The 12575-nt window shown below is 69.0% G+C and carries 14 protein-coding genes; 9 read left to right on the forward strand and 5 right to left on the reverse strand.

All coding sequences use genetic code 11. The features are described 5' to 3' along the window. Positions 1-17: 17 nt before the first annotated feature. Positions 18-1349: an alpha-amylase family glycosyl hydrolase gene (locus AB0395_RS39090; RefSeq protein ID WP_366290350.1), complete on the reverse strand. Its 1332-nt coding sequence runs from the start codon at positions 1347-1349 to the stop codon at positions 18-20. An 85-nt stretch (positions 1350-1434) separates the two neighbouring features. Beyond that, complete coding sequence (locus AB0395_RS39095) at positions 1435-2805, reverse strand: FUSC family protein (RefSeq protein ID WP_366290353.1); 1371 nt, start codon at positions 2803-2805, stop codon at positions 1435-1437. Positions 2806-3159: 354 nt separating this feature from the next. On the opposite strand from AB0395_RS39095, the gene AB0395_RS39100 reads away from it, so the two are divergent. From AB0395_RS39100 to ccsB, 6 genes are all read left to right on the forward strand, one after another. Beyond that, the gene (locus AB0395_RS39100) at positions 3160-3654 is read left to right on the forward strand and encodes a MarR family transcriptional regulator (RefSeq protein WP_366290355.1); all 495 of its coding nucleotides are present in this window, start codon (positions 3160-3162) and stop codon (positions 3652-3654) included. Positions 3655-3830: 176 nt separating this feature from the next. Then, a complete protein-coding gene (locus AB0395_RS39105) occupies positions 3831-4469 on the forward strand; it encodes a histidine phosphatase family protein (RefSeq protein WP_366290358.1) in 639 nt (212 codons plus the stop codon). A 56-nt stretch (positions 4470-4525) separates the two neighbouring features. Further along, positions 4526-5107 carry a TlpA disulfide reductase family protein gene (locus tag AB0395_RS39110; RefSeq protein ID WP_366290361.1) on the forward strand — a complete coding sequence of 194 codons (582 nt, stop codon included), beginning with the start codon at positions 4526-4528 and terminating at the stop codon, positions 5105-5107. 20 nt (positions 5108-5127) lie between these two features. Further along, complete coding sequence (locus AB0395_RS39115; RefSeq protein WP_366290364.1) at positions 5128-5862, forward strand: cytochrome c biogenesis protein CcdA; 735 nt, start codon at positions 5128-5130, stop codon at positions 5860-5862. Next, positions 5862-7517, forward strand: a complete 1656-nt coding sequence (locus AB0395_RS39120; RefSeq protein ID WP_366290366.1) for a cytochrome c biogenesis protein ResB — start codon at positions 5862-5864, stop codon at positions 7515-7517. The genes AB0395_RS39115 and AB0395_RS39120 overlap by 1 nt, the downstream gene beginning before the upstream one ends. Beyond that, the gene (gene ccsB, locus AB0395_RS39125) at positions 7507-8478 is read left to right on the forward strand and encodes a c-type cytochrome biogenesis protein CcsB (RefSeq protein ID WP_366290369.1); all 972 of its coding nucleotides are present in this window, start codon (positions 7507-7509) and stop codon (positions 8476-8478) included. Before AB0395_RS39120 ends, ccsB begins: the two co-directional genes overlap by 11 nt. Before the next feature lie 115 nt (positions 8479-8593). On the opposite strand, the gene AB0395_RS39130 is transcribed toward ccsB, so the two are convergent. Next, the gene (locus AB0395_RS39130; RefSeq protein WP_366290372.1) at positions 8594-8893 is read right to left on the reverse strand and encodes a PLDc N-terminal domain-containing protein; all 300 of its coding nucleotides are present in this window, start codon (positions 8891-8893) and stop codon (positions 8594-8596) included. Between the two features lie 191 nt (positions 8894-9084). Between AB0395_RS39130 and AB0395_RS39135 the strand changes: the two genes are divergently transcribed. Continuing rightward, positions 9085-9843, forward strand: coding sequence for a hypothetical protein (locus AB0395_RS39135; RefSeq protein ID WP_366290375.1), 759 nt, complete (start codon positions 9085-9087; stop codon positions 9841-9843). A gap of 10 nt (positions 9844-9853) precedes the next feature. Then, positions 9854-10093, forward strand: a complete 240-nt coding sequence (locus AB0395_RS39140; RefSeq protein ID WP_366290378.1) for a hypothetical protein — start codon at positions 9854-9856, stop codon at positions 10091-10093. A gap of 169 nt (positions 10094-10262) precedes the next feature. On the opposite strand, the gene AB0395_RS39145 is transcribed toward AB0395_RS39140, so the two are convergent. After that, entirely contained in the window at positions 10263-10502 is a 240-nt protein-coding gene (locus AB0395_RS39145; protein ID WP_179820504.1) for a BldC family transcriptional regulator, read from the reverse strand. 269 nt (positions 10503-10771) lie between these two features. On the opposite strand from AB0395_RS39145, the gene AB0395_RS39150 reads away from it, so the two are divergent. After that, positions 10772-10969 (forward strand): DUF4229 domain-containing protein, encoded by a 198-nt coding sequence (locus AB0395_RS39150; RefSeq protein ID WP_366290382.1) that lies wholly within the window; start codon positions 10772-10774, stop codon positions 10967-10969. On the opposite strand, the gene AB0395_RS39155 is transcribed toward AB0395_RS39150, so the two are convergent. Next, positions 10970-12244, reverse strand: a complete 1275-nt coding sequence (locus AB0395_RS39155; RefSeq protein WP_366290385.1) for a delta-60 repeat domain-containing protein — start codon at positions 12242-12244, stop codon at positions 10970-10972. Between the last annotated feature and the right edge of the window lie 331 nt (positions 12245-12575).

Genomic DNA, 12575 nt, shown 5'->3' on the forward strand with positions numbered 1-12575 from the left:
CTGCGGGCGGCAAGGTGTCAGCCGGGTCGTCCGGTGACGAGGACGCTCCAGCCGTGCGCGGGGACGGTGGCGGGGTCGCCGTGATCGCCCGACGGCTCGGAGGTCTCGGCGACCGTGAGACCGCCGAGGTCGACCGGGAACCGGTACGGACGGTCGCCGATGTTCAACAGCACGACGACCTGGGCCGATGAGTCGTCCGTGCGGGAACGCAGCGCGATCGCCCTGTTGGACAGGTGCTCGACCGCGGTGGCGGCCCTGACCAGCCAGGGGTTCCTGCGGCGCAGGCCGATGAGCCGCTGGTGCAGCCGATAGGTCGGCAGGCCGGACGATGGCAGGTCGCCGGGCAACTCGGGGAACTCCGGCCGGATCGCGTCGTCACCCCCGGCCCGGTCCTCCTTGACGCCCTCGAAGGCCTGCTCGTCGCCGTAGTAGACGCTCGGCGTGCCTCCCACGGTGAACAGCACGGCGAGGGCGTGGCCGAGGTGCCTGCGGTCGGTGACCCTGGTGGCGATCCTGGTCACGTCGTGGTTGCCGACGAAGGTCATCGGGACCAGGGAGCCGAGGAGCTTGTTGTGCCGGTCGAGCGTCCACGCCAGTTCGAAGAAGTTGCCGTCGTTGAGCGAGCTCCAGATCGCCTTCCACAGCTCGTACTGGGTGATCGAGTCCAGTCCGCCGTCGGCGGCGTACGCCGCGTAGTCGCCGTGGATCATCTCCCCGACGAACCAGGCCTCGGGATGCGTCCGCCGTACCTCGGACAACACCCGCCGCCAGAAACCGGACGGCACCGCGTAGGCCGCGTCCAGCCGCCAGCCCGCCGCCCCCCGGCCGAGCCAGTGGTTCATCACCTCGACGACGTGGCCGAGTACGGCGGGCTCGTCGTGGTTCAGGGCGATCAGGTGGTCGTGGCCCTCGAAGACGTCGTAGGCGACCGTCCCGTCCTTCTGAGGGCGGGGTCTGAACCAGCGGGCGGCGGGGGAGGAAGGGCCTTCGGCCGACGCCCTGACGTAGGCCGGAAAGGAGCGGCCGACGTGGTTGAACACCCCGTCCAGCACGATCCTCAGGCCACGCCGTCCGGCGGCGGCGACCAGGCGGTCGAAGTCGGCGTCGTCGCCGAGCCTCGGATCGATCCGGAAGTGGTCCACGGTGTCGTACCCGTGCGTCTCGGCCGCGAAGATCGGCCCGAGCTGGATCCCCGAGCAGCCGAGCTCGACCGCGTAGTCCAGCCATCCCTCCAGGCGGCGCAGCCGATGTTGTACCGGCGCGTCGCCGGGCGGCGCCTCCCTGGGCGCTCCGGTGAAGCCGAGCGGATAAACCTGCCACCAGATCGCGTGGTCGGTCCACGACGTCACGGGCGTTCCCTCCCCGTTGTCATGCTTTCCATGTCACATGTCATATGCCTGATGATTCTCGTGTCACACGCTCTCGGCTCTTATGTCATGTTCTGCCCGCCCTCGCCGGGACGGTCCGGCGGCCCGGTGCGGGGGCATGCTGCTCCCCGCCGGGCAGGGGGTGGGAGCGAGGATGGAACAGGCGGCCCGCCCCCAGGGCGATGACGCATCCGGCCACGGTGTCCGCCATCCGATAGGCGATCGTCGATGGCGACATGTCGTGGCCGGAGTCCAGGAGTAACACGACCAGCGGTGTCATCACCGTCGCGTACCACGCGTGGTTACGGGCCTTCAGCAACGGCCGCAGGGCGGCCAGCGCCGCGACGATCGGGGCCAGGAGCCACGAGGGCGGTGCCCCCAGCAGCAACGCGGAGCCCAGCAGCGCCCCGGCGGCGGTTCCCAAGGCTCGCTGGACGATCATGACCAGGGCCCCGTCGGGCTCACGCCGTAGGACGATCACCACAGTGAGGGCGATCCAGTACGCCTTCGGCTGCTGCCAGAGCACCGTGATCGCCTCGGCGATCCCGAGGCACAGGGTGAGCCGCAGGGGATACCGCCATCCTCTCATGGTGCGCAGCGACGCCCGCCAGCGGCGCAGCAGGGCTCCGAACGGTGGCCGAGGGGTCGGCGAGGGGCTCGCGGTGACAGCCGTCGTCTCGGTGGCGGTGGCGGTGATGGTGGCGGCTGTGGTGGCAGTCGGCGTCGGGAGGCGCCGTTTGGAGGGGAGGTGAGCGGTGAAGGTGACGGACAACGTGGTGAGCGAGGTGACGAGCAGAGTGGCGAGCAGGGCCCAGGCCGTTCCCAGGGCGAACGCCCATGCCACGCCGAGGACGTCGCCGACGGGCCCCAGGCCGGTGGTGATGACGAGGAAGGTGATGAACCGGGTGCTGTTCTCGGCGGCGGGCCTGCTGAATCCGCCGAGCACCGACGACACGGCGGCGATCACCACGACCGCCGCCGCCGTGACCCAGCCCCGGCCTCCGAGGAACGCGCCGGCCAGTCCGGCGGCGACGGCGGTCGCCGCCGCGTAGACCAGGCGTATGCCGTTGTTCGCGGTGGTGGCATGGCTGTTCGCCGAACCACCGCCGCTCGTTGTGGCGCCGCTGACGGCGAGCGCGCCGATCGCGGCCAGCATGCCCGCCGTCATGTGAGCGGAGACGACCCCGTAGGCGACCGGGCCGCCGAGGCCCAGTGCGGCGCTGACCAACTGCTCCGGGGCGACCGGCGTGTCCCGCGACCAGCGCCCCGTCTCCCGTAGCAGCGCCTTCGCCGTCCCCGTTGCTCTCGTCGTCCCCACCGGTGCCGTCGACCGGGGGCCGGAAACCGTCGGCTCGGTCTCGGGTGTCCCCGGCCCGGGATCCGGCGTCGGCCGTACGGGGAACCCTCGCTGAGACCGAGCGGTCTGCCCGATCCGCATTCGGCACCTCCTGGTTCACGTCTCAGGTGAGCGGCTCACGCCTCGTATGAACGCCGAACGATCGTTCGCGTCAACCAAATAGTAAGTGATACGTATTAACTGCTGCTGTCCGCCCGTGGAAATGTCCTGTGCTTTCGCTCCGTGTGTGTGCGCCGCGCATCGGCGCCGGAAGGCGCTCCGTCGCCGCTCGCCGTACCGGTGCGGTGGAAATCCACAGGCCTGTGGAAGCCGGAGGGAAGGCAGCCGGAGGGCCTTGGGGGGAGAGCGGGGGAGGTGGGGGTGAGGGAGTGGAGGGGCATTTGGTTCGGAGTGAGGAGTTGGGGGAGGGGGTTAGTAAGTAATAGCGTAGTAATTGTGAATGACGATGAGCTTCATGCGACCGCTGTCGCGCTTCGCAGGGCCGCCACCCGACTCAGTCTGCGGTTGCGTGCCGAGCGTCCACAGGGTGGTCCCGGCAGGCTGGGGTTCTCCCTGCTCGGCCATCTGTACCGCGGCGGCCCGATGACGGCGGGCGAGCTGGCCGACGCCGAGCGGTTGCAGCCCCAGTCGGTGACCCGCGTGCTCGCCTCGCTCGACGAGAAGGGGCTGATCAGCAGATCCCGCAATCCGAGCGATCGCAGGCAACATCACATCTCCCTCACCGAACCGGGCATCGCTGTTCTCGCCGAACATGTCCGGGACTCCGACGCCTGGCTGGCCGAGACAATGGCGCGGGTCCTGTCCCCGGCGGAGTGCCAGATGCTGAGCCTGGCGGCCGATCTCATCGGCCAGATCCTCGACGGCGGTGATCGGCCCCGAACGGGATCTCGTGGGGATCGGGCGCTCAACCAGCACGGATCCTGCACGTAACACCCTGATCAACCATGAATCCACCATGAACCCATGGATCCGGCGTGGAACACGTGGAAAAGATGCGAAACCTGGGACGTAACCGTCTTCGGCCCTGGCGTCGCCCGCGTGGTGCGGCCACACTGGTCCATCTATGCGCCCTATTCATCCATACCTGTCAGTAGGCTGGCGGCACCATGGCTGAGACGACCGTTGTTCACCTCCTGCGCCACGGTGAGGTGCACAATCCCGCGAACATCCTGTACGGCAGGCTGCCCGGCTACCACCTCTCGGAGACCGGCAGGCAGATGGCCGAGATGGTCGCCAAGTCCGTCGCAGGGCGCGACATCACCGTGCTGTTCTCGTCTCCGCTAGAGCGGGCCCAGGAGACCGCGGCCCCGATCGCCTCGGCCTTCGGGGTGGAGGTCGCGCTCGACGAGCGTCTCATCGAGGCGGAGAACATCTTCGAGGGCTTCTCTGTCGCCGGAGGAAACGGGCTCTTCCGCAGCCCGCGCCACTACCGCCACCTGTGGAACCCGCTGCGTCCCTCATGGGGCGAGCGCTACACCGACGTGGTCCAGCGGATGAGAAGCGTGATCGACGCCGCCCGCGACGCGGCGCGCGGTCACGAGGCGGTGCTGGTCAGCCACCAGCTTCCGATCTGGATCATCCGGCTGGCGGCCGAGGGCAGGCGGTTGCCGCACGACCCCAGGCGCAGGCAGTGCGCGCTGGCCAGCCTCACCAGTTTCTCCTTCGAGGGGGACCGGCTGATCAGCGTCGGATACAGCGAACCTGCGGGCGCGCTCGCCAAGCGCCCCGCTGTGCCGGGCGCCTGACCACGCCGGTAGAGTGACTGCTCTACCGGTTGTAGTACAGGAAGACTCAGCCCCTGATGCGCGCAAAACCCTTCGCGGCCGTGATGCTCGCCGCCGTGTCGCTCGTCGCCGTGGCCGGATGCGCCGGCAACCAGGGATCGCAGCCCCAGAGCGGGGACACCCGCTTCATTCCTGGCGACGGTAAGATCACCATGTTCGAGGCCGCCGACCGCAAGGCCGCTCCGGCCGTCGAGGGGGAGACCCTCGACGGCGGGACCGCGACGCTCGGCGCGCACAAGGGCAAAGTCGTCGTGCTGAACTTCTGGGCCGCCTGGTGCGCGCCCTGCCGCGCCGAGGCCCCGGTGCTCAAGGACATCGCCGCCAAGACCAAGGCCGGTGGCGTCGAGTTCCTCGGGGTCGACTTCAAGGACCGCAAGGCCGACGCGCTGGCCTTCGAGCGCAACCAGGCGACCGGATACCCCAGCATCTTCGACCAGCCGGGCAGGATCGCGCTCTCCTTCCAGGGCACCGTTCCTCCCGCGGCCATCCCCTCGACGCTGATCATCGACCGTCAGGGCAGGATCGCCGCCCGCGCTCTCGGCGCGGTCAAGTACAACGACCTCCTCGAAGCGGTCACCAAGGTCGGCGATGAGAAATAACCGGACGCGGCGAGCCTCCGATGAGCACTGACCTGACCGCGACGGTCGCGAGCGGGTCGTTGCTCCTGGCGCTGCCGATCGCGGTGGCGGCGGGCCTGGTCTCCTTCCTGTCGCCGTGCGTGCTGCCCCTGGTTCCCGGCTACCTTTCGTACGTGACGGGGATGAGCGCCGACCCGAAACGCGGCCGGATGGTTGCGGGCATCGCGCTGTTCGTCCTCGGCTTCGCGGTGGTCTTCGTGGCGGGCGGAGCGCTCTTCGGCGGGCTCGGCGCGGCGCTGCTCGGCAACGCCGAGATCATCACGCGGGTGCTGGGCGCGCTCACCATCGTGCTCGGCCTGGCGTTCATGGGGATCCTGCCTGGACTCCAGCGTGACTTCCGCATCCACCGGGTGCCCGCGGCGGGCCTTGCGGGAGCCCCGCTGCTCGGCGTGGTCTTCGGCCTCGGTTGGACCCCCTGCATCGGCCCCACCCTCGGTGTCGTGCTCACCCTGGGCCTCACCGAGGGCAGCGCGGGGCGGGGGGCGTTGCTCGCCTTCGCCTACGCGCTCGGGCTCGGCCTGCCCTTCCTGGTCGCAGGCCTGGCATACCGTAAGGCACTGCACACATTCAAGGCGGTCCGCCGCCATTCGCAGCTGATCACACGGGTCGGCGGAGCCATGCTGGTCGCCGTCGGCCTGCTGCTCGTCACCGGGCTCTGGGGGGATCTCATCGTGACGATGCAGGGGTGGATCGGCGGATTCGAGCCGGTGATCTGATGGAGGAAGTCGAGCAGGCCGCCAGGACGCGTCCGGCGGATGAGCCCGGTCGCGAGCCGGTCGGGGACAGGCCCGCCGTACGGCCCGCCGGATTCGGCATCGTCGGCTGGGCGCGCTGGTTCTGGCGCACACTCACCTCGATGCGCACGGCGCTGATCCTGCTGTTCCTGTTCGCCCTCGGGTCGATCCCGGGGTCGATCTGGCCACAGCGCGGCGTCTCCGACGCCAAGGTCTCGCAGTACTTCAGCGACAGCCCGAGGCTGGCCGAGTGGCTGGACCGCTTCTGGCTGTTCGACGTGTTCAAGGCGCCCTGGTTCGCCGCGATCTATCTGCTGCTGTTCCTGTCGCTGATCGGCTGCGTGCTTCCGCGGACCATGACACACCTGCGTGAGCTGCGCAGGAAGCCTCCCGCGCCGCCGCGCAACCTGGTCAGGCTGCCGCAGCACGCCTCGTTCGAGAGCGACCTCACCGTGGAGGCGGTCGCCACGCGGCTGCGCCGGATGCGGTTCCGGGTCGTCACGGGCCCCGACTGGGTCTCGGGGGAGAAGGGGTACCTCCGCGAGACGGGCAACCTGCTGTTCCACGTCGCGCTGCTCGGGCTGCTGATCGCGGTCGGGGCGGGCGCACTGTACGGCTACCGCGGCAACGTCCTGGTCGTCGAGGGGGAGGGGTTCGCCAACACGGTCGCCGCCTACGACCGTTACATGCCCGGCCAGCAGGTCAGCGCCGAGTCTCTTGAGCCGTTCTCCTTCACCGTCGAGGACTTCCAGGCCTCCTACATCGTCAAGGGCGAGCGGCGCGGGCAGCCGCTCGACTTCCAGGCCAGGCTCAAGGTCGCCGACGCCCCCGGAGCCCCCGAGCGCGGCTACAACCTCAAGGTCAACGAACCCCTGGACGTCAACGGCACGCTGACGTACCTGATCGACCACGGCTACGCCCCCACCTTCAAGATCACCGACGGCAAGGGGCAGGTCGCGTTCGACGGTGCAGTGCCGTGCCTGGTCGTCCAGCCGGCGACCTTCACCTCCGAGTGCGTCATCAAGGTCCCCGACGCCCAGCCGGAGCAACTCGGCCTCCTGGTCGGCTTCCTGCCGACCACGGTGCCGATGAACGGCGAGTGGGTCTCGGTCTTCCCCGGCGCGGCCAACCCGACCGCCCAGGTGTACGGCGCGTTCGCCGGGGACCTCGGCATGAAGAACGGCAGGCCGCAGTCGGTCTACGAGCTCGACCCGGCGAGCCTGAAGAAGATGAGGCCGCTGGTCATGAAGGCCGATCCGCTGGCCGTCGGCAAGAAGCTCGACCTGCCGAACGGCGCGGGGTCGATCGAGTTCACCGGCGTCAAGGAGTGGATCGCCCTGCAGATCACCCACGATCCGGGCCGTATGCCCGCGCTCGTGGCCTCCGCGCTCGCGGTCGTCGGCCTGGTGCTCTCGCTGACCGTCCGCCGCCGCAGGGTGTGGGTGCGGATCGGCGGAACGAAGCCTCTGGCGCCCCTGGCGTCCCAGGCCCCCGGGGAGTCCCGGGACGACCACCCAGGACAGGACCGTGGACACGTCGAGGTCGGCGGTCTCACGCGCACCGAAGGCAGCGATTTCAGCGAGGAGTTCGCCGAGATCGTCGCCGCTTTGAATCCAGGAGTGAACGATGCCCGTTGAGGTCGATGTCGGCCTCGCCACGCTGAGCGACCAGCTCACCTTGGCGACAGTGCTGCTCTACATCGTCGCGATGATCGGCTATGCCCTCGACCTTGGCTTCGGCAGGGCCGCGGCCAAGGTCAAGGTCAAGAAGGGCGAGCCCGCGCTCGTCACGGTCGGCGGCGACGCGGCCGGTGCCCCGTCCGTCTCCGAGCCCTCGCCCGAGGGCGGGGAGCACACGGAGAAGGCACCCCCCGCGTGGGCGCTCCGGGCCGCTCCGGTCGCGCTCGCGCTGACCTGGCTCGGCTGGACCGCGCACCTCGTGGCCATCCTGACCAGGGGCTGGGCCGTCGGCCGGTGGCCGTGGGGCAACATGTACGAGTTCGTGGTCGCGATGTGCTTCGCGGCGGTGAGCGCGTTCCTGTTCATGCACATCCGCTACCGGAGCCGTTTCCTCGGTGCGTTCGTCACGGTCGCCGCCGCTCTCGGGCTCGGCTTCGCCGTACGGTACCTGTACGTACAGGCCGGTCCCGTGGTGCCCGCGCTCAACTCCTACTGGGTCGCCATCCACGTGACGGCGGCGATCATCGCGAGTGGCCTGTTCATCATGGCCGGCGTCTCCGGCCTCCTCTTCCTGGTCAGGAAGGACAGCGCGGTCCGTCTGCCGTCCCGGCAGGACCTCGAGCGGGTGGCGCACCGCGCCATCGTGATCGGCTTCCCGATCTGGACGTTCGCCGTCATCGCGGGCTCGCTCTGGGCGGACAAGGCATGGGGTCGTTACTGGGGCTGGGACCCCAAGGAGATCTGGGCGTTCATCACCTGGATCGCCTACGCGGCCTACCTGCACGCCCGGGCGACCGCGGGGTTCAAGGGCAGGGCCGCCATGATCGTGCAGCTCATCGCCTTCGCCTGCCTGATGTTCAACCTGGTCGGCGTGAACATCTTCCTGGGGGGGCTGCACTCCTACGCCGAGGTTCCCTGAGACCGCTCTGCTCCTTTAGGCCTTGCTATAAAGGGTGTTCCGGTCTCACCTCTTCGCTCGCGCGGGAAATACGCGGAAACTCCCGGCCCGCGCGGGCCGGGCGTGCCGTCCCGCGTCACTCCTCGTCGCGCAGGCGCCGCTCCAGGTCCTTGAGGAAGTCGGGGTCGTCCTCGGGGCCCTTCGGGGCCTCGCGGCGGGCGCGTCTCTCACCCGGCGGGAGCGTGCCCGGCGTCCCAGAGGCGCTCGGCCTGCCGAGCAGTAGCCAGAACACACCGCCCGCGATGGGCAGCAGCAGCACGATGATCACCCATAGGAGCTTGGGCAGATTTCTGGTCTCCTCGTCCGGCGTGGTGATCGCGTCGAACAGGCAGTAGAGCCAGAAGGCGAGTATCGCCAGACCGACAAGCAGGGGCATGCCCGAACTGTAAGCCATTCGGAGACAGGGTGCGGTCATGCCCTCGTTCCTGGTGACTGGGGAAGATCCACGTCGTACGGTGGAGCCTGTTGCCACTTCCCCTGGGGCGTGTGATGGCGAATTCGGCGGACAAGGGCCGTCATCGACGGCGTTGGTGGCAGCGAGGCCTGCCGCAGCGCACGGAGAGTGTCGTGAGGCAAGCGGTCCGTGATGCTCCCGCTGAGCCGGAGCGGCGGATCGGTGCTGTGACGGCGCCGGTGGTCGACCGCCCGCAGTACACCTGGCGGGACTTCGAGCTTGAGGACGAGCGGCCAAGAGCCCAGCCGAACTCTCCGGAAACCCCCGATCTGGGCGACGGCCTGCGGCACTGCGGACGCCTCGAACGGATCCTGCATCGCCAGTGGGACTCCCGCCAGGGACCGCCGTCAGCGGACGTGGTACGGGCCGTCGAGAGCCTGGCCAGGCTGCCCGACGGGCTGAAGGGCAAGCTCGCAGAGGGGCTCGATGGCATCTACGTCGGCGCGGGCGGGGTGCCCGACCTGGACGACATGGGCTACCTGCGGGGAGCGCCACTCCCCTCGGGACGGGCGACCTGGGACATCTGTGCGGGAGCGTACGGCGACCGCAAGATCGTGGTGGGAGACCGGCCCTCGCCGACCCCGGACGTGATGATGCACGAGGTCGGGCACGCCCTGGACGACGTGGACGCGCCCCATGGAAGCTGGGTCTCCGACTCCCCCGAGTTCGCGGCGCTCTACGAGCAGTGCGTCCCGATGCTGGCCTCCGGGTTCCACCTGCAGCCCGGGCACCTGGGACGTAAGGAGTTCTTCGCGGACGCCTTCGCCGCGATCGTCTCGCGGCAGCGCCCCGCTCTGGTGGACATGCTGGGCGGCGACACGAGGCTGGCGCTCAATGTCATGTTGTTCTTCAATCGGCGTTACGGAATCTAGGTGATCTGGGATGTACGTCATCCGGCTCGCTGACGGGACGCTGCGGGTGCCGCAGACCCTGTCCAGCGATGACGGGCGTCTGATCGGCAACGCGTACGTGGAACTGTTGCCGGGTGACCCGGACTACGACCGCTGGCTGTCGGAGGCGCTCACCGAGGAGGAGTTGGCGGAGCGCAGACGGCGCTGGCTTGAGGAGAACGACGATCTGGAACGCGAGTTCCTGGCCTTCAAGGCCGAACAGGACAGTTAGCGTGCCTGAGCCACGACGATCTCGTGGAACTTCTCCGCATCGGGGGGATCGCCGGAGAAGGGGACTGCGGGTCGTTGCGCGAGGGGCTCGGGCCGTACGACTCCATCGGTGACCCTGCGGTTTCCGGGTGGGGCCCGTAGGACCACCGATGGTGTGACGTCATAAGCCGTCAGACGCGCGGGGTTTCGCCTGCCGGCCGTTCGGCCGTCAATACGTCCTCTCCGCGCAGAAGGGCGTGCACTTCCGACTCGCGGAACCGCCTATGCCCTCCGGGGGTACGGATGCTGCTGATGCGGCCTGCCGCGGCCCAGCGTGTAACCGTCTTTGGGTCGACCCGGAAGAGGGCGGCAACCTCTCCAGGCGTCAGCAGACGCTCGCTGCTACTCTCCACAATCTCTCCCCCTCGCATCCCGCTTCCTGCCAGCGGGCGGACAGGTAACCAGTGTGCCGAGCGAAGTCTGATTTATCCGTGCTTTTCAACAAAGATCACGGGTTGTTATCGACTGACTGCCCGATTGTTATATGATAGAGCCTCTTTGAGACTCTCGTGGGTGTTTCTTTACGAAACTGATCTGTTGGGCACACTAGCAGCGCTCGCGCCCTGCGCGAAGGGTGTCCACTCCGTCTTCTGACCTGCCCCTGAGCAGGCCGAGTGCGGCGTGACGTAACCTCAACGCTGTGCATCCCGTCTTCGTTTACACCGTCTCCAGGCTGGGGCTCCTGGCCGCAAGCATCGGTGTGCTCTATCTCCTCGGCCTGCGCCAGCCCTTCATCCTGCTGGTCGCCGCATTCCTGGTCAGTGGGGTGGCCAGCTACGTCCTGCTGTCGAAGCAGCGCGACGCGGTGAGTGAGCGATTCACTAAGAATCAGGAGTGATCATGGCAGCGGGAACATGCCGACTCGGGCATGGTACTCGTGACCAAGCCGCGTTGTGTCACTACCAACCAGTAACCCTCCGTGATGGGCCAGGAATGCCTTGACGCCGATTCCGCGGTCCCTTGTGGGATTCCACGGCAACGCCTTCCCGGTGCGCGGATCGATCGCCCCGATGCCGGGGCGTGGGACCGCTCCAGGACCCGCCGAGTCACGGCCCCGGGGGTTGTCCAGCCAGCGCTGGTGGCCGCCCACGTACACGGCCGCGCCGGTGGCCGCGACCGCGTAGAGCGAGTCGCCGCCGGTGTGGTTCACCCATGTCGGCCGCACCTCCGCCAGGGAGCCGCGGGGACGGGTCTCGAAGCGCGCCGCGGTGTCGCACGGTTTGCCGGGACCCTCCGGACCCCCGGTCGTGACGACCGCGAGGTAGGTCCCGTCCGGGGCGAAGTCCAGGCCCCGGACATAGCTGGGGAAGACGTCCCTGCACTTGGCGGCGTAGGTCGAGGTCCGCCAGCTCGCGACCTTCGCGGGGCGCGCCCCGACGTCGACCAGGCCGAGCTGGGGCCGGGAGAGTCCGTCCAGGGTGGTGAAGTCGCCACCGACCGCGAGGCGGTCGCCGCTCAGCGCCATCGCGTTGATCCGCAGCCTGCGGCCCCTCGGCTCGCCGGGCTCGATCGCGAAGCCCGGATCGACCGCCCCGCTTCCCGCGTCGAGTCTGGCCAGCGCCGTACGGCGGGCGTCGCCGATCCGGGTGAAGTCGCCGCCGACGTAGAGGAAGGGGCCGAGCTGCGCCAGCGCGGTGACCACGCCTCCGTATGCCTGCGCGTCGAAGCCCGGCACCGGCGACCCGTCGGACAGGCGCAGCCTGACCAGGCCGCGAGTCTCGCTCCCGCTCTCCCCGGTCTCGGTGAACTCGCCGCCCGCGTAGACCGTGCCGTCCGCGCCCGCGGCCAGCGCGCGGACCGGGCCGTCGAGGTACGGCGCGAAGCCCGGCAGGACGCGCCCGGTGGCCAGGTCGTAGGCGAAGAGGTTGGAGCGTTCCATGGTCGTCGTGCCCGCAGCGTCGCTCACCTGGTCGAACGAGCCGCCGACCACGACCGTGCCGCCCACGAGCGCGATGGCGTCGACAATCCCGTTGAGCACGTGGGGAGTCGTGTCGACCGGGTCGGCCGAGACGACCCGGTCGTGCTTGACCGGTCCGGCCGCGGCGGCCGTCGCGGCCCAGGGGGGAACCAGGATCATGGCCGCGACCAGCGCGGAAGTGGTTCTGGCAAACATTTGGTAATTCCTAGCAGACTCTTGGTAATCGAGCTGCCACTTTCCGTAGATAAATCGGACCGTGCCAACGAGGGTGCAGCAAGATAACCCGGCTTGGCCGCCCTGGTGGTGGGGACTGCTTGTGGCTTGGCCACGCCGCTACCCGAACCGGGACCCGCCCCACCCTCGGTTACCCGGGGACTGCTTCTGGCTTGGGCACGCCGCTACCGGAACCGGGACCCGCTCCACTCCCGGTTACCCGGGGACTGTTCTTGGCTTGGGCGCGCCGGTGTCTGGACTGAGGAGCGAAGGAGCGAAGCGGATGAGCGACGAGGGAAGGCACCGGCACTGG

This window comes from Streptosporangium sp. NPDC051023 (assembly GCF_040689595.1).
Taxonomy (GTDB): domain Bacteria; phylum Actinomycetota; class Actinomycetes; order Streptosporangiales; family Streptosporangiaceae; genus Streptosporangium.